An 18,105-nucleotide genomic window follows, 5' to 3' on the forward strand; every position below is an offset into this window, starting at 1 on the left:
AGTGAGAGGATGACGAGAGTAGATCTAAACTGTGATTTAGGGGAAAGTTTTGGAGCTTATAAAATAGGGCAGGATGAATTTATTTTAGATCATATCAGCTCGGCAAATGTGGCTTGCGGCTACCATGCTGGTGATCATAATGTGATGGCACAAACAGTTAAGATGGCTAAAGAAAGAGGAGTGAGCATCGGAGCTCACCCTGGCTTTCAAGATTTAATGGGCTTTGGCAGACGGCAGATCCAAACGAGTTCAGAGGATATTTATCACTTTGTTATCTATCAAATTAATGCCCTGAAAGGTTTTTGTCACTTAAATAATGTCTCAATGAAGCATGTTAAACCACATGGTGCACTATTTAATATGGCGGCAAAGGATCCTGTGATGGCGAAGGCGATCGCACAGGCTGTCCATGATACGGATCCGTCGCTTGTGTTATTTGGCCTATCAGGAAGTGAGCTTACAAAGGCAGGAGAAGAATTGGGATTAACGGTGGCAAATGAAGTATTCGCTGATCGTACCTATCAGCCGGATGGCTCTTTAACACCGCGCACAGAAGCGAATGCATTAATCCATGATACAAATGCAGCGGTAGAGCAGGTACTGCAGATGGTGAAAGAAGGCACCGTTACAGCAGTTGACGGTTCTATCGTTAAGATTAAAGCAGACACGGTATGCATCCACGGAGATGGTGAGAATGCATTATCTTTTGCGCAAACCTTACGAGAGGTCCTCACAAACGAAGGGATTACGATCGCTCCTGTAAAATAGCACGTAAAAAAGAGAGTCCGGAGACTCTCTTTTTGTGTTACATGAAATAGTTATAGGTGATTATTGCTTTAATTTATAAGCAGTTAACTGATGAACTTCAGTAAATCCCGCTTTTAGATAAGAATGAAGTGCAGCTTTTTGATTATTATTGACACATAGAGTAATCTCCTCGATCTCCTTGTAAGAAAATAATGCTCGTATCCCGCTTTGCAGCAATTGTGCGCCGATTCCTTTTCTTCGATAAGCCTCATCAACAGCTAAGAAGTGGATATCCCCTTCCTTAAAAGAGGGGCTCGCCGTCACATAAATATACCCAATGGTCTGATCTTTTTCTTCTGCAGCCAGAAGCTGGTTGGTGCTAGATTGGGCCTTCCACATCTCTTCAGCGCTGAAGTAAGTGTTAGGAAACGTTTTATCGTGCAGTGCTTTAAAAGAGGCAAAATGATGCTCAGCGGGCTTATGATATACAACACTCCTATTACCTAGAGCAGCTTCATTTTTACGTACAGTCAAAATCGTATGCTGTCCAGTTTTTCTAGCACCGATATGGGTCATAAAAGGATGAGCATAGTTATGAGCCTGGTTGTAGAAGCCATTATAGGTTAGCGGAGGGAGGTCAGCTGCTAGCTGTTCCCACATCGCATAAGCAACTCCTTCCCAATCTTGAACAGATACGAAAGGTCCCCAAATTTCTGCTTCATTTTCATTCAGGTCAATATCTAGACCTAGAAAGCCAACCATTTCACCATCTTCAAAAGCCGCGATGCAGGAACGTTCTAATGGCAGGTCTGAGAATTCTTGTTCCAAAGTATGGGCAATTTCATCAGCAGATTCTCCACAATAGCCGACATGATGTTCCTTTAAACCATTTAATCTTGCAAGAAAAGAAGCGGCTTCCTTGCTTGCAAATTGACGGGTAAACGTAATCAACATTTATCACTCCTAGAACCTTCATCCAGTGCTTAAATCGTAGCAAATATTGGTTATAATCTGTCTATTTTTTAACAATAAAGACGGTCAAAACTCGAATTGGTGCTAAGGTCTTAACTGATTAAGGCAATTTAATCCATTTATCCCATTGGTTTATAAAATGAGCGTGCTATAGTTAAAAAGATGCTAATTATGGTGAATAAATAACGATTTCTAAAGAAGTGGAATATAAGGGAAAATCTAAAAATAAATCGTAAACTGCTTAAATATAATAAGCGATTTTAAACAGAAACGTCTCTTTAAAAAATCTAAAGTGGGTGATGGGGGAAATGAAAGTATTAGATGTGAGTGCTCTTGATTTTGCCATTGATGAAACAAAACGCACTCTCACAAAACAAAGCGAACAGATCCAGCAAATTGAACAAGCAATAAAATCATTCACATCACTTCAAGATTCCTTTAAAGGGAGCGGGGCTGATGCTATTCGTTCGTTTTACGAAGAATGCCACCAGCCATTTTTATTGTTATTCCAAGCCGTCATTGATGAGTATTCCTCGATTCTTGATCAGATCAAAGGGGCAATGTATTCGTTTGAGCCAGCACCGAATGGTTTTATTCATCAACAATTTTTAGACGATGACTTAAACCAAGGATTAGAGCAGGCAAGAAATACAACCATGTATCTGACTGATCAGGCGAATTCAATTATGCAGCGTGTATCAGATATTCTACATCTGCCGCGTGTTAGCGATGACGACGTACTGATGCATATTGATCAAGCGAAAAAGCATGTGATTGAGACAAGTGAGAACATTATGCACTTCGACTATGAACAAACAAATTCCTTGCATACGGTAGAAGAAAGTTTACGAATCATGAGTCAATACCTGACAACGATCTCCAATATGTTTGCCCAGCAAGGATTTGCGATCTCATCCTTTATATCGGGTCAATTAAAGGAAGATGTTAGCTATAAAATGGTAAATGAAACGCTTCTATCAAAAACGGGTCAAAGTATAGAACAAAGTACACAAAATAAAGAAGAATCACCATCTTGGGTAGGAAGAGTGCTAGACTATTTCAATAGAGCGAACCAAACGATCGGGTTCTCTGATTTAGCTGTAGTAGGGTCCCAAGCTGCAATGACGACTTCTACCATCTATTTAACGAGAAAATTAAAAGTTAAGTATCTACCTGATAAAACACCGAGTATTATGCAAAGATTAAGAGGAGACTATCGTTTTTCGGTGGGTGCTCATGAGTCGTGGACGAGCAAAAGCAAGCACAGCTCAAAAACAGCAAAGTTCTTACTAGACTTCTCAAGATCCCAGCAAACCAATCCAATGGCACAAGGACTGCAGCGATTTGCAGCAAGCTACAACAGCCCGTCCCATATGCTGAGCCATTTGGCGGGATTCCCTAAAAACCACACAGGCTCTGTCGTAGGTTCAACTTTACAAACCACGTTCCAATCAAGGATGACAACAGGAACGAAAGAAATTGTAAAGCAAGTGTTTGATGTGAAAGGTTTGCAGACTGTGGGGAGAAGGGTTCCGATTGTAGGGACAGCGGTTTCGTTTGTAGCGAATGGAGCAGAGATTTTTGGAAGTCAAGGTGCAGATAGAAGCCTTGGAGAAAGCATTGGTAGAGCATTTGCGGGGATTGGCACCGATGCTGTAGCAATAGCTGCCGGAGCTAAAGTTGGTGCTACGATTGGAAGTGTTGGTGGTCCTGTTGGTATTGTAGTAGGAGGTGCTTTAGGAGGCCTAGTAGGAGGAATTGTGAGTACTGCAGCTGGTGAAAAAATCAAAGATATTGGCGGGGAAATTGGAAAAAATTCAATGGAGAAAATATCAAATACTCCTGTTGGAAAAGGTTTGAAGTATGTTCAAAGTTGGTTTAATTAAAGTTGAGTGTAGGTGAGTATTTGTTTTGAATGCAGAGAGTGTAATTACATTTTTCGAAAATTTATATGGACTTATGATAGCTTCTCAATTCGGTTTTGGTTTCGGTGTGCTATTGTTAGGAAAGTTTTTGGTGGAATATTATGAGTGGGGTATTTTCGAACCGCCAGAAACGCGATTTCAAAAATCCACTAATTTTTTTATGAAAGCAACGGTTGGAGGAGGCCCTTATTTCTTTAATCGTTTTAAGAAACATAATTGGTTTATAGCAAAACTTATATACATTATTACGTATTTTTTAGCAGGAATTTTAGCAATCTTTTTTTATTATATTTTATTCGGAGTATTAGAGATGATCTTTTTGAAATAAGAATGGGTCTGGTGAATAAGTATATTTTAATACATTAACAGTAGTGTAGAACGATTTTTTTATAAATAAGCTTGTTGATACCTAAACGATGAGCAATACCGAAGGATGTGTTATAGGCAAATGAATTTTGTAATGAAGTGTTCGACTGAGGAGCTGGCGCTGCTCGTATCGTTAACGGGATTTCCGAATGTAGCAAAAGGAATTCTAGAGACAGGGCTAGGGACGAAAACTCAACAAGAGTGGGATGCTGTGATGAAGGCGACAGCTCATCAATTAATGGTAAAAGACCTTTGGGTTGAAGAAGCTGAACGTAACGGAGGGATTCCATTAAGCGAGGAAATGCAGATGTTTATCAAATCCTATGTTGAGTCAAATTATATGATTCGTATTCCTGATGCGCCAAATCAACATGCGGCAATGCTGCATCATATCGAAGGACAAACATGGCTGCTTCACTCAATCGACCGCGATATCATTCATGAATTTGCTTATATGACTGTAGATGAAATGCCTCAGATGATCAAAGATTATTATGCATTTAGCGAGAAGCGGCCGGATGTACAAAGAACGTTTGCCCTATCTGATGAAGCGTTTGACTTACTGAGTGTGCGAGATAATGTAAGGAAGGTGCAGATGCTTGCAGATCTCTCGCCAGAAGAGGAAATACACTTCCAAGCGTTTTTGACAGATTTAGATAACCATGCATGGACTCTTCATAATATCTCATTCTTTCATATTCCTTCGATTGATGAGGATCCCTATCTAGAGAACATCACGTTCTTCTTGCCGGGTAGTGAAGGGATCTGGGTCATAAGTTATCAAGAAGGCGAAAAACTTCCTGTTCGAGTGACGCTTGAATCAACGGAAGAGTGGAATGTAATGGCAGAAGGTGTAGCCATTGTTGCTAAACAAGTAAGTGAATAAAGATAAAAAGCATTCATCTATTTTTTAGGTGAATGCTTTCTTTTGTTTCTCCTAATACAATTTGCCATCACACCTAGATGATCATTTAATCGTTTAGTGAAAAGTAGATTCCAAGTAGGAATGCGGATCTCTTCATCCTTCTTTAAATGGAGGTTTAGCGAAAACGGTGGCTGTGCTCCAAATGAGAAGTAAGTCATGTCATGAAAATAGAAGGTTTGATCGTTGTAAATCAATTTGTGCTGATCATACCTAAAAAGAACCGTATCTTTTCTGAACAGCCAAATAGTAGTGTAGAAGATACGTATCAAAAAACGGTAGATTCCAAGTAACACTAAATATCCAAAGGTTAAGGAAATAAATAAATTAAAATCAACTACCACTAATATGTACATTATGAAACCAAATAGAGCAAGAATCGCAAATTGAAACAATAGATTTAAGACTCCCTTTATCCGGCTGTACGTCACAATTATGGTTTCACCATCATTAAGGTGAAACTGTGGTTCTTCTTGTTCTGCTTTTTTATGCTTTTCATAATCCTTTTTTCTTTCTACATAAAGCTTATACCAATCATCATCTGATAAAGTCATCTCTGAATGGTGGATATCTCTCGTGAAAATAATAATGTCCCACTTTGTAAATAGCCAAATATGAAGCAGCAGGAAGCCAATGAAGAATAAAATGTACAAGTGGAAAGAAAACGGAATAATAGAAGCAAGTGAGTTATAAGCAATCGTGATAGGAATGGTGAGTGAGAGAAAAATAGTTAATCCATGAACCACGCGTATAATTAAGCTGTCAAGAAAATTGAGCGTATAAGAAGTTAACCTCTTTAACGCTGCTGCAAATAGATAGCTAATAATTAAAATGAAAAATATATAGCCGAGAAGTGTACTTATGTCAGCTGCTTTTTCCACGAAAAATTCGCTCGCTGTGATGTAGGCGATAAATATAATGAAGAAAGCTGACAAGAACATGCCTGCAAATAATAATATTTTCATAAATGCTTGTTTTATAATGAACGCCTCCCACCCAATTAAAAATCTACCAGAAAAAGTATTGCACCAATTACTAGCCTGGTCAAGACATGCGCACAAAAAAAGCCAAGAGGTCGACTTTTATCAAAAGCAGACCTCTTGGCTTTTTTTAGTTCTACATGATTACTTCTGTGTAGATACAACCTCTTTCTTAGCTTCCTCTAACATATTGTTAATTGATTGGATATACTCTTTTAAACTCATGATAACTCCTCCTTGTGTATGTAGTGTTTTTATATTTAGTATTTGTTTTTTGTTTTGTTACCTATATATTTGCCAGTTTCTCTTTTCTATAAACCTATCAATCTATAAATGAGTAAATAGTCTTATGAGCGGATTAGGAGAAGGTTATCTCAACGGAAGATGGTCTTATCTTTCTGGTGAAAAAGTTGGTTAAGCAAGGTGTTTTCAGGGAATCAATGAAGTATACAGGGGAGGAATAAAGATGAATCAAATAAAAGAAGATATTAAGGATTATTTAGAAAAGATCATAAAAGAAGAAAAGCAAGCAGCAAGGGACGGCAAGATCCCTGAATACATTGAAAAAGTAGACAATGAGGATCACGGAGCAGTATCTATGGCCATGATGGGACTAGATGGCAGATACGTACAAGCTGGTGATGATGAAGGGACCTTTTCAATCCAGAGTATATCTAAAATCATATCACTCGCTGTGGCTTTAATGGATCAAGGAGAAGAAGAAGTATTTAAGCATGTCGGCAAAGAGCCGACTGGAGACCCTTATCATTCACTAAGCAAGATGGAGCTGCAAGAAGACGGCGGGCCGTTGAATCCGATGGTAAATGCGGGGGCGATTGCTGTTGTCGGTCAAGTAAAAGGAAGTTCCGTGGATGAGAAATTTGGCAGGATCCTTGACCTGACTCGTAAACTCGCTGGCAACGACAAAATTGATTATAACCCCGAGATTGTAAAAGCAGAAGGACATGACCTTAATCGTGCCTTATTCTATTATAATCGCTACGGGGGATATATAAATGAGAAGCATGACCTTGAAGATGTGCTTCCTGTCTACTGGCGGATGACATCGATTGAAATGAATATTAAGGAATTATCAAGGATTGCTGCTGTCATTGCTAATTACGGCGTAGATATTGAAACGGGTGAGGAACTGATTCCAAGAGATGTTGTGAGAGTATTAAAGACATTTATGGTTACTTGCGGGATGTATGATCAATCCGGTGCGTTTGCTGTAGATGTAGGAATTCCAGCTAAAAGCGGAATCTCTGGAGGAATCATGGCAGCCATACCAGGCAGAATGGGCATAGGAGTACTTGGGCCAGATTTAAATGAACACCGCAATAGTATTGCCGGTATACGCTTATTAAGAAATATATCAGAACGCTGGAATTTAAGTTTATTTAATCAGTAGCAAGAAGACTTGGATTAGAGTGATGGAGAGTGCATGTAAAACGACCTGATAAATAATGTAAAACAAGGCGACATTCATTAAATGGGTGTCGTCTTGTTTAGTTTTAAATTGCTTTTTTAGAATACAACTCTAGTATGTTAGAGTTGTATCGCCGCTCCTGAACTATGCTTCGCTTTCCGCCATGAGCTGCTGAGCTTCCTCGGGCTTTGACCCTGTGGGATCTCAGCCCTGCTCTAGGCACCGCAGGAGCATTCGCATATTTCATCCGCTGGGTTGTTGCTTTCTCCCTGAATCGAGTGGATGATGTAGTTAATAGATTCGGTTCTATTTACTAAGTGCTACTTATATTGAGGGAGCACTGTACAACCTTCTCGCTCCGTTGATTGGAGTGGAAGGCACCGACTCCTGCGGGATGTGCGTGGCCAGGGAAGACCCCACAGGGCGTAAGCCCGAGGAGGCTTCCGGACCGCCCGCGGAAAGCGTGTGCCTGCAGCGGAGATCAACAATTACTGCAGGGGGACCCATTTTTCAGTGGACTTATATCTGTTATGAGTAGAGACGACGTGTAGGCTCCCGGACCGCCCGCGGAAAGCGTGCGCTTGCAGCGGAGATCAACACTTATGGCAGGAGGGACTCTTTCAATGTGCGCGTGTCCAGCGGTGTCCTTCTGGCTTTTCAGAACAAAAAAGCGCCCTGATGAAGGCGCTCAAAAATAGGAGGTCATGACGGAGGTTTGGCGGAGAAAGTTTTTATGCAGCAACGCATAAGTCAAAATAAAAGAATAATAGAGCGTTTGCTGACCCTTGATGTTTCTCACATTCATCAAGAATAATACAGTGTACGTAGATTCAGCAGATTTGCATAGACTAACGGACAGTATTTAAATAAAATCCGCTGATGATGATAGGGCCATATCATTGGCAAACTAAGCAAAGGGTTGAACTCTCTCGTTTTAACGAGAAGTTCTCTTTTTATGCAAAAATGTATTATCTATTCAAAAATGAATAAAGCCAGTGTACAATAAGATAAATTCTGAAAATACATAAAAATAAAATAAGTATTTTATTCATAGATGAATAATACTCAGGAGGATATGACATGAGGATGAGCAAAGCGGAAGAGAGTGAAGAAATATTAAATGCACTAAAAGATGATTTACTAGTAACAGACAAAAATGGTCAAATCTTAAGGGTGAGCGAAGAAACAAAAGCATTATATGGAATAGAGGAGAGAGAGATTGTAGGGGCTTCTGTATATGACCTAGAAAGACAAGGGGTTTTTACTCCAATCGTGACGCCTCTTGTGCTAAAAAAGAAGGATCGAGTCAATATCATTCAAACGACAAATAAAGGCAGAAAGCTGTTAATAACCGGAGTGCCTGTTTTCGATGAAGAAGGCGAGGTATACAGAATTGCATCGTATTCTCATGACATTACTGAAATGGTGAATATGAAGCATTTTTTAGCTGAGATGCAAGATGAGATGGAAAGGGTAAAAAATGAAATCGAGGTACTGCGTAATCAACAGATGAAAAACACTGGCTTTGTTGGGAGCTCTTATGAAATGAAAAAATGTTTATCCGTCGCAAAACAGGTGGCGGAAGTTGATGTGAACGTTCTCATTCTAGGAGAGTCGGGTGTAGGGAAGACTCATTTAGCAAAGCTCATTCACAGGGAGAGCGGGCGTTGTGATAAGCCGTTTATTGAAGTGAACTGCGGAGCTATTCCTGAAAGTCTTTTTGAATCAGAGTTCTTTGGGTATGAAGCAGGGTCTTTTACCAGTGCAAATAAAAAAGGAAAGCTTGGTTTAGCAGAGCTAGCCGAAGGGGGAACGCTTTTTTTAGATGAAATAGGAGAGTTGTCCCTTCCATTACAAGTAAAGGTCTTACGTTTTATCCAAGAAAAACAGTTTTACCGGGTAGGAGGTACGAAACCAAGAACGGTTGATTTCAGGCTGATTGCTGCAACAAACCAGCCGTTAGAGCAGTTAGTTCAAGAAAAGAAGTTTAGAGAAGATCTTTATTTTAGATTGAATGTTGTTCCAATCCGTATACCGCCGCTAAGGCAGCGAACAACCGATATTCTCCCCCTGCTAGACCATTTTGTTGAACAGTTCTCAAAGAAATATAACCGCAGCAGGCTGCTTGATGATGCGGTGAAACAGCAATTATTTAAGCAGCCGTGGCCAGGAAATATTCGAGAACTCATTAATTTAATTGAGAGGCTCGTAGTTGTTTCTACTTCAGAAATCATTACAATTAATGATTTGCCTGAATCTTATTATCTTCCGTATGGACAAGCTTTAAAGCTAGAAGAGAAGACGCTCCCTGAGATCCTTGAAGGAGTCGAGAGAGAGGTTCTCCAAAAAGCTAAAACTCAATATAGAACCACTGTTGAGATGGCAAAATATTTAGGTGTCAGTCAACCTACAATAGTCAGAAAATTAAGCAAATATAAAATAAAATGATTAATTGGTACATTTATTGCATTATAAAAAGTTACACATCTAGAGAAGCATGTAGGTCTAAAACTAAAGGGTAAGGTGAGGTGCTTTTATGGAGTTAGAGAAAAAGGAGATTTTAGTTTCAGAGTTTGAACGAGAAGAAACGATGACCACAACCAACAAGTTGAAATTCATTATCCCATCAATAGTGGGTTTGTTTCTATTCCTTATTCCATTAAATTATGGTGGGAAATGGACCATTGGAGTCGGAATTTTAGCTGAAACTGCTCAGGGAATAACTGCTGATTATCTCCCAGCCTTTATGGTAGCAGTGCTCTTGTTATCGGTTGTATTAACAATCGCAGCAAACGTAGCCAAGCCTCAATGGATCATGAACTCTGCTTTTCTTAAAGGCTTGTTTCATGTCAGCGGCTTTTGGCTGGTGATGCGAGCAGCAGGGGCATTGTTTGCCGTTATGGTCATTTTTGAAATAGGACCTGCCTTTATCTGGGATGCTTATACAGGAGGGACAGTTCTGTATGAATTAGTTCCTGTACTCACGATGTGGTTTCTATTTGCCGGCCTTCTTATGCCTTTATTGCTGGAGTTTGGATTAATGGACTTTATTGGAACTTCACTTAGAAAAGTGATGCGCCCTTTATTCCGTCTTCCGGGCAGATCCTCCATTGATGCGGTTGCTTCTTGGATGGGAAGCGGTACGGTAGGGGTGCTTATAACCACAAAGCAGTATGAGGAAGGATTCTATACAAAACGCGAAGCAGCGGTCATTGCGACGAATTTCTCTGTTGCATCAATCGCGTTTAGCTTAGTCGTCATTAGTTTTATCGGTCTTGATTATATGTTTATTCCATTTTATTTGACGGTTATCGTGGCAGGGTTGATTGCAGCCATTATCTGTCCTAGAATTCCGCCGCTCTCAAGAAAAGCGGATACGTACTATGAGGGGGCTGGAAAACAAATTTCAGAAGAAGTGCCTGAGGGGAAAACGAGCAGACAGTGGGCGTTAGAAAGAGCTGTAGCTACAGCTTCAAAAGTGAAAAGTGTGAAAGGTGTAGCAACAAAAGGTTTTCAAAATGTCTTAGATATTTGGTTTGGGCTCATTCCGCTTGTTATGGCATTAGGAACGATTGCTTTAATTGTTGCCGAATACACATCTGTCTTTACTTATTTATCCTATCCTTTTGTACCGATCCTAGAATTACTTAGAATCCCAGAGGCGCAAGCTGCTGCCCCGGCGTTACTTGTAGGCTTTGCAGACATGTTTTTACCTGCAGTGGTCGGGAGCGGAATTGAAAGTGAATTAACTCGCTTTGTTATTGCGGCAGTTTCAATGACTCAGCTTATCTATATGTCCGAGATTGGTATTTTACTGCTTCGCTCAAAGATTCCTCTGAGCCTGCTTGATCTAGTCATTGTATTTTTCCAGCGTACGATTATTACATTGCCGATTATTGTGTTCATGGCACACGTCTTTTTCTTCTAAGTGAACGGATCATCAATTATTTGTAAAAGGGAGCGAGGCATATGAGTACAGCGGATTGGAGTTACCTGCGAGAAAAATCAGCTGAACGATTAGCACCAAGCATGGCAAAAGATCATCCTAATTTGCCTGTTGTAAAGGAAGAGGGCTGTTATTACTACGGGGTAGATGGGGTGAAATATTTAGATTTCACATCAGGAATTGCAGTGACGAATGTGGGACACCGCCACCCGAAAGTTGTTCAGGCCATTAAGGAAGCGGCTGATCATTTAACCCATGGACCGATTGGTGTCATTCAATATGAATCCATTTTAAAATTAGCAGATGAGCTCGCTGATATCCTGCCGGGTGATCTGGATTGTTTCTTCTTTGCAAACAGCGGGACTGAAGCGATTGAAGGGGCTTTAAAGTTAGCTAAATTTGTAACGAAGCGGCCTTATGTCGTTTCATTTACAGGATGTTTTCACGGCCGGACACAAGGGTCACTTGGGGTAAGCACATCTAAAAGTAAGTATCGAAAATTCCTTCAGCCAAATGGGTTAACTTACCAGGTTCCTTATTTTAATCCGTCTGATCCAAGATTTCTTGATGAGGAAGGTGAAGTGGTAGAATCGTCAGCGTGTGCGCTGCTAGAAGAAGAGTTTAGGAACCTATTTAAATATCAAGTATCACCTGAGGAAGTAGCAGCGGTGATCTTAGAGCCCGTTCTTGGAGAAGGCGGATATATAATCCCGCCTGCCTCTTGGTTAGCTAAGGTAAGGGAGATTTGTAACCGTCACGGTATACTACTGATATTTGATGAAGTCCAAACAGGGTTTGGCCGCACAGGAGAATGGTTTGCGGCTCAAACATTCGGGGTCACTCCAGATATTATGGCAATTGCTAAAGGAATTGCATCAGGTTTGCCGCTTAGTGCTACTGTAGCTAACCACAAGCTGATGCAGCAATGGCCGCTCGGTAGCCACGGGACAACATTTGGAGGAAACCCGATAGCTTGTTCAGCCGCATTAGCCACTTTAGACGTTCTAAAAGAAGAAAACCTATTAGAGAATGCTAAAGAAGTCGGTGCCTATGCAAGAGAGAGGCTCAATTTATTAAAAGAGAAGTATGAGATGATTGGAAGCATCCGTAGTGTTGGGTTGATGATTGGGATAGAAATCATTGAGCCACACACAAAGAAGTCGGACGGAGCTGCAGTGCTGAGGATATTAGATTTAGCCCTGCAGGAAGGTGTTTTATTTTATCTATGCGGCAATGAAGGAGAGGTCATTCGAATGATCCCGCCGCTTAGCGTGACAAAAGAGCAAATTGACGATGGCTTAGATATGCTTCAGCGCGCGTTAGTAAAGTATAAAGAAGAAACGCATCAGCCGGCATCCCTCTAGTAAGCCATTCATTTAAGGCCTGCCTTCTAGTAATAATTGTTTTATCTTGTACTTACCGCAAAGACATGATATCAATAGAATATAAAACTATTTACCTATATCTATTGTATGGTGTAAAAGTGGATGAGGTGGAAGAATGAGTACGGGTAAAACAGATCAAGAAATATTAGATTCCATTGTAACAGCAGCTCCATTTATTCAAAAGGCGGCTAAAGAAGAAATTGCCATATCTATATGTGACCATGAAACATGGCTGTTGCAGCTAGATCACCCTAATCTAGTTCTTGGTAATAAAACCGGTGACCCTGTATCTAAAGAAGATCCAGTCATTCAAAGTGCTTTAAATGGAAAGAGCGAGATGGGGCGGCCTCCGTTTGAGGTTTACGGCATTCATTTCTTTGGGAAAACGACGCCGATCATGAACAATGGCAGAGTGATTGGGGCCATAGGGATGGCTTATAATATTGAAGTATTAATGAAAATGGAGAAAAATGTAGAGAAGCTCAATGACATAACAGGGAGCATTCAGAAGTTAATTGAACAGATCATTTCTCAAGCTGATCAGCTTCAAGAGACGAATAATGAATTATATCAGCTGTCTGAGAGATCAAAAGAGAATTCTGAAGAGGTTAATCATATTCTTGAATTGATGAATAAGATCTCAAGACAGACGAATATTTTAGGTTTAAACGCTAATATTGAAGCGGCACGAGCTGGTGATGCTGGGAATGGATTCTCTGTTGTTGCAAATGAAGTTCGTACGATCTCTAAGGAGACAGCAGCTTCATCAGATAAAATTAATGAATCCATTACGCTCATTAAAGGAAACTTAGAACAGATGATTGATAGTTTATCCACGATAAGAGGGCTGACAACTGAGCAGACTGAGCTTGTTAAGAATGCTGCCCAAACGCTTGATACTCTATCAACCATTATCTATCAGCTGCATGATTATATGAAGACATTAGGCTAAGCGAAAATACTCTATCAGGTGATGATAGGGTATTTTTTAGTCTGTTTGAACCAAATCGGACTAATTGTTAAATGATCTGACACCACAGACGCTATCTAAAGCAGTCATTTTTACAAAGTGTCAAATCATTCTCGTTATTTTAGAAACATCTTGTACAATTAAATATTTGAATATTTAGAATAGAATAAAGGTAACACTTTTATTGGGGGGATCAGAATGAAAACCACATACACCGCTTCAAGCTTAACCGTAAATAAGGAACGACTGCAGTCACGTATTGAGGAGCTCGCTGAAATTGGGAAGATTGCAGAAACTGGAGTATGCAGACTGACATTATCAAAAGAAGATAAAGAAGCTGTCTTAAAAGTAAAAGGCTGGATGGAAGAAGCTGGTCTCGAGACGAAAATAGATGATTGTGGAAACTTAATCGGGCAATGGGCAGGCGCTGATGACAGCCTTCCGATCCTAGTCGTAGGCTCTCATATAGATAGTCAGCCGTATGGCGGCAGATTTGATGGAGTCATTGGAGTTCTTGGTGCTCTTGAAGTTGTACAAACAATGAGAGAGAAAGGGGTTCAGCCTAATCGTACAATAGAGGTTATCGCATTTAGTGATGAAGAAGGATGCCGCTTTGATAAAGGCTTGTTCGGAGTAAGAGGTATCTTGAATCAGCTAGAAAAGGGAGAGCTTGATCGGGTGGATAAGGACGGGATTTCACGCAGAGAAGCCTTAATTGAGTTTGGGTGCAATCCAGATGAATTAGCAAAATCTGTTTACCCAGAGGGGCGGATTGGTGAATTTCTGGAGCTGCATATTGAACAAGGACCAATCCTTGATCGCAGCGAGGTGCCGGTTGGAATTGTGACAGGTATATCTGGTCCGCTCTGGCTGACGTTAGACATTCAAGGGTTTGCCGGACATGCGGGCTCTGTTCCGATGTCTTATCGTCAAGATGCGCTCGTTGCGGCAGCTGAGGTTACGCTTACGTTAAATGAGCTGGCCACAATGGACCCGGAAGCACCGACTGTAGCGACGGTTGGAAAAATGGAGGTATTCCCTAACTCGAGAAACATCATACCAGAACGAGTACGGATGACCATTGATCTGCGTGATATTGACCTCGAGAGAAGGAGAGATATTGAAGCGGCTCTTTATCAATCGATTGATCATATTTGTGAGAAACATCAAGTAACCCATACGATCCGTATTGATACAGAGAGTGACCCTAGATATTGTGCAGAAGAGATTATGAATGATATGCGTGCTTCTGCGATTGAGATGTTTGGAAATGCTGTCCCTGAATTAATGAGCGGACCATTCCATGATGCCTTAGCGATGTCGACCGTATGTGATTACGGCATGATCTTTGTCCGTTGTAAAGATGGGATCAGTCATAACCCAAAAGAGAGTGCAGAGTTCGATGATATTACACTTGGTACAGAGCTTTTGTATCAGACGGTTGTAAAAAGAGCTGCAAAGTAGAGCACTTCATATGAGGGGGGAAGGTTGATGTTTAAACGATATCCGAAAAAGAAGAAAATTTTGTACAGCTTGATCATCCTATGCTTTATCGTACTTGAAACTCCTCTTATCTTATTAGCGAATACGACTGAACCATTTGTTTTAGGAATGCCATTTTTCTTGTTTTGGAATTTAGTTTGGTGGTTTGTCCTCACTGGATTATTTTTCATTGGCTATATGATCAATTGGGGAAGTGCTGAAAGTAAAGAGGCTGATATCAGTTAAGATGTAGGGGGGATGCAAGTTGACTATAGGCGTATTAATTATTGCGGCATTTATGATTATTCCGCTTGTCATTGGGTTCTTCGCTGCAACGAAATCGACCAAGACAAGTGAGGATTTCTTTATTCAAGGCAGGGGAATGGGTGCGATTGCAGTCTTCTTTACCGTAGCAGCAACTTGGTGGAGCTCCTTTGCGTTTTTAGGTTCAAATGCTACGTTTTATACGAATGGTCCTGTTTATTTAACCGCTCTTGCATGGAACTTACTCTTTGGGTTTATGTACTATTGGGTGGGAAAACGGGTCTGGTTCTTAGGGAAACGATTTAATTACATCACTGCATCAGATTTATTAGGGGATTTCTACAATAATGAAAAGCTGCGGATGATCGTCGCTGGAATCTTGCTCGTATTTACGATTCCTTATTTGCAAATTCAATTAACCGGGGGCGCCTACTTGATTGAGGTAGCTTCAGGCGGAGTTATACCTTTTTGGTTAGCAGCATTAATGTTCTATTTTATTATTGTAACGTATGTATGGGTAGGGGGAATCCGTGCCGTTGCTTGGACCGATATTATTTACGGAGCGCTGCTATTCTTTGGAATGATGTATGCAGGGTATTATATTTCTCAGCATGTCGGCGGACCGAGCGGATTATTTGAGGGATTGCTAGCAACAAGTCCAGAACACCTCACACTTCCTGGCCCGCAAGGTGCGATGGGCTATCCGATGTGGTTCAGTTTATTCGCAGTGACAGCAATTGGGGCATTTATGGGACCGCAGATTTGGCTTAGAATGTATTCGGTAAAAAGCGGGAAGCTGTTTAACCTGATGCCGTTTTTACTAGGGTTTGCGGCCATTGCCTATATGGGATCACTGCTTGCGGGCTTTACAGGGGTGCTGCTCGAGCCGGGGCTGGCAAATCCAGACCAAATTCTTCCGGTCATGTTAATGGAATATGCGCCATTTGCCTTGGCCTCTCTTATTTTAGCAGCAGGTGCAGCAGCGGCGATGTCGACAGCGAACTCACAAATCCATGCAATCTCAACTATTGTAACAATGGATATTTATAAACGTTATCAAAATCCTAAAGCGAGCCAAGAAAGCATCATTAAAGTAGGCCGCTGGTCATTAATTGTCTTCTCACTGATTGCATATGTCATGGCTCTTGTTGTACCGGGAGTTCTTGTCACAATTGGGATTGCAGCACTTGCAGGAACGGCTCAGCTCTTAGTACCTACCATTGGAGCAATCAGCTGGCGTCGTGCTCATCCTACAGCGGCGATCTGGGGGCTTGTAGTCAGTATTGCAGTCGTTCTCTTGTTCACATTTGTTCCAGTATTAAAAAATCCTCTCGGGTTCCATGCCGGTGTGTGGGGATTACTAATTAATACGGTTCTCTTTATAGGAATTAGTTTAATGCTTAAGCGAACAGACAAAGAGGTAGTCAGTCGATTTGATACGGCTAGAAACGAATACAACAAATTGTATCATCCTGAGCTTGTAGATGGTGAAATCGATACAAAAAGAGAAGCTCTATAGGAAATACAAAATGGAGTGGTGATAAGTGTGAGCGTAACAGAAGTCGTAAACTTAACAAGGGAACTCATTCAAATTCCTTCAGAAAACCCAACCGGAAATGAATTGGCTTGTGCGAGATATATTGAATCGTGGTTGAGAAGAATCAATGGAATTGAAGTGAGTGTTCACGAGGTAGAAGAGGGACGGTGTAATATAATCGCTGCTTATCATTCTTCGATGAAGACGAGTCGTCCCCTCGTCTTCATCGGTCACATGGATACGGTGCCGGTTGAAGGAGATTGGACGTACCATCCTTTTGGCGGACAAATTGTGGATGGAAAGCTTTATGGAAGAGGCGCCTGTGATATGAAAAGCGGTTTAGCTTGTGCCTTAATAGCTTTAAAAAATCTAGCTGAGGCGAAGGTTGAATTAGAACGGGATGTCGTTGTTATCGCAAGTATTGATGAAGAAGGTCCTTATATGAAGGGGGCTGTCGCTTTAGAAAAAGAACATCTCATTCCAGAGGATGCTCTATTAGTAGCAATGGAGCCAACGAGCCTCACCATGTCGACTTCACATAAAGGAACGATTTGGTATGAACTGAATGTTGAGGGAAAGAGTGCGCACGGCGGAAACGCACACTTAGGGGCAGATGCTGTACATGCCGCTTCTGAAGTGATCAGCCGCTTAAAGCAGCAGGTCGCAGCACTTCCTTATGATCATCCGATATTCGGTAAGCCTGCGATATCAGTAGGAAGTATTAGGGGAGGACATAAAACAAATATGGTGGCAGGATCATGCCGGGTCGAGCTGGATTTCCGCCTCGTCCCACCGATGACAAAGGAAGAAGCAAATGCCATTATGAAAGCATGTGTAAGGGAAGGGTGCGAGTCTGTACCAGGAACGAAAGCACTCATCAAGCACTACGGCTGGCAAAGGCCTCCTATTGAGACGGATGCTGATAGTCCGCTTGTTAAAATGCTTGCTCAGAGCTATGAAAAAGTTAAAGGCGAGCGCATTAAGGAAACGGGATTCCCTGCTTATACAGATGTCAGCATGATCAGTTTACGAAATGGAAATAAGGACATTATTGTCTTTGGTCCAGGGGATTTAGATCAAGCACACGCTGTGGACGAATACGTAGAAATTGATCAGCTTGAAGTATGTACAGAGGTATTGATGGAATTAGCCCGATCACAAGAGTGACCGGGCTTTTTTA

Annotated in this window: 15 protein-coding genes; 13 read left to right on the forward strand and 2 right to left on the reverse strand. The window is 41.1% G+C overall.

The genetic code is table 11. The features are described from left to right. Window positions 1-9: 9 nt before the first annotated feature. Window positions 10-768, forward strand: a complete 759-nt coding sequence (locus A33I_RS18255) for a 5-oxoprolinase subunit PxpA (protein ID WP_022629761.1) — start codon at window positions 10-12, stop codon at window positions 766-768. A gap of 60 nt (window positions 769-828) precedes the next feature. Here the strand turns inward: A33I_RS18255 and A33I_RS18260 are convergent, their stop codons facing one another. Further along, complete coding sequence (locus tag A33I_RS18260) at window positions 829-1,701, reverse strand: GNAT family N-acetyltransferase (RefSeq protein WP_022629762.1); 873 nt, start codon at window positions 1,699-1,701, stop codon at window positions 829-831. Between the two features lie 326 nt (window positions 1,702-2,027). Between A33I_RS18260 and A33I_RS18265 the strand changes: the two genes are divergently transcribed. The 3 genes from A33I_RS18265 (at window position 2,028) to A33I_RS18275 (ending at window position 4,896) form a co-directional block, all read left to right on the forward strand. Beyond that, a complete protein-coding gene (locus A33I_RS18265) occupies window positions 2,028-3,605 on the forward strand; it encodes an LXG domain-containing protein (protein WP_022629763.1) in 1,578 nt (525 codons plus the stop codon). A gap of 25 nt (window positions 3,606-3,630) precedes the next feature. After that, a complete protein-coding gene (locus A33I_RS18270) occupies window positions 3,631-3,972 on the forward strand; it encodes a hypothetical protein (protein ID WP_022629764.1) in 342 nt (113 codons plus the stop codon). A 120-nt stretch (window positions 3,973-4,092) separates the two neighbouring features. Then, the gene (locus tag A33I_RS18275) at window positions 4,093-4,896 is read left to right on the forward strand and encodes a hypothetical protein (protein WP_022629765.1); all 804 of its coding nucleotides are present in this window, start codon (window positions 4,093-4,095) and stop codon (window positions 4,894-4,896) included. A 17-nt stretch (window positions 4,897-4,913) separates the two neighbouring features. On the opposite strand, the gene A33I_RS18280 is transcribed toward A33I_RS18275, so the two are convergent. Then, window positions 4,914-5,867 carry a hypothetical protein gene (locus A33I_RS18280; protein WP_152976496.1) on the reverse strand — a complete coding sequence of 318 codons (954 nt, stop codon included), beginning with the start codon at window positions 5,865-5,867 and terminating at the stop codon, window positions 4,914-4,916. Between the two features lie 511 nt (window positions 5,868-6,378). Between A33I_RS18280 and glsA the strand changes: the two genes are divergently transcribed. The 9 genes from glsA to A33I_RS18325 all read left to right on the forward strand — a co-directional run bounded on the left by glsA (window position 6,379) and on the right by A33I_RS18325 (window position 18,092). Then, on the forward strand, window positions 6,379-7,323 hold the full coding sequence (glsA, locus tag A33I_RS18285) for a glutaminase A (RefSeq protein WP_012957461.1): 945 nt from the start codon (window positions 6,379-6,381) through the stop codon (window positions 7,321-7,323). 1,098 nt (window positions 7,324-8,421) lie between these two features. After that, window positions 8,422-9,789: a sigma-54 interaction domain-containing protein gene (locus A33I_RS18290; RefSeq protein ID WP_022629767.1), complete on the forward strand. Its 1,368-nt coding sequence runs from the start codon at window positions 8,422-8,424 to the stop codon at window positions 9,787-9,789. Between the two features lie 88 nt (window positions 9,790-9,877). Then, on the forward strand, window positions 9,878-11,269 hold the full coding sequence (locus A33I_RS18295) for a YjiH family protein (protein ID WP_022629768.1): 1,392 nt from the start codon (window positions 9,878-9,880) through the stop codon (window positions 11,267-11,269). A 41-nt stretch (window positions 11,270-11,310) separates the two neighbouring features. Beyond that, window positions 11,311-12,651, forward strand: coding sequence for an aspartate aminotransferase family protein (locus A33I_RS18300; protein WP_022629769.1), 1,341 nt, complete (start codon window positions 11,311-11,313; stop codon window positions 12,649-12,651). Between the two features lie 136 nt (window positions 12,652-12,787). After that, a complete protein-coding gene (locus tag A33I_RS18305; RefSeq protein ID WP_022629770.1) occupies window positions 12,788-13,624 on the forward strand; it encodes a methyl-accepting chemotaxis protein in 837 nt (278 codons plus the stop codon). A 216-nt stretch (window positions 13,625-13,840) separates the two neighbouring features. After that, window positions 13,841-15,106, forward strand: a complete 1,266-nt coding sequence (locus A33I_RS18310) for a M20 family metallo-hydrolase (RefSeq protein ID WP_022629771.1) — start codon at window positions 13,841-13,843, stop codon at window positions 15,104-15,106. A 27-nt stretch (window positions 15,107-15,133) separates the two neighbouring features. Next, window positions 15,134-15,370 (forward strand): DUF3311 domain-containing protein, encoded by a 237-nt coding sequence (locus tag A33I_RS18315; RefSeq protein WP_022629772.1) that lies wholly within the window; start codon window positions 15,134-15,136, stop codon window positions 15,368-15,370. 19 nt (window positions 15,371-15,389) lie between these two features. Then, window positions 15,390-16,907 carry a sodium:solute symporter family protein gene (locus A33I_RS18320; RefSeq protein ID WP_022629773.1) on the forward strand — a complete coding sequence of 506 codons (1,518 nt, stop codon included), beginning with the start codon at window positions 15,390-15,392 and terminating at the stop codon, window positions 16,905-16,907. A 27-nt stretch (window positions 16,908-16,934) separates the two neighbouring features. Continuing rightward, window positions 16,935-18,092, forward strand: coding sequence for a M20 family metallopeptidase (locus tag A33I_RS18325; RefSeq protein WP_022629774.1), 1,158 nt, complete (start codon window positions 16,935-16,937; stop codon window positions 18,090-18,092). Window positions 18,093-18,105: the final 13 nt, after the last annotated feature.

The organism is Alkalihalophilus marmarensis DSM 21297, assembly GCF_000474275.2.
Taxonomy (GTDB): domain Bacteria; phylum Bacillota; class Bacilli; order Bacillales; family Bacillaceae_D; genus Alkalihalophilus; species Alkalihalophilus marmarensis.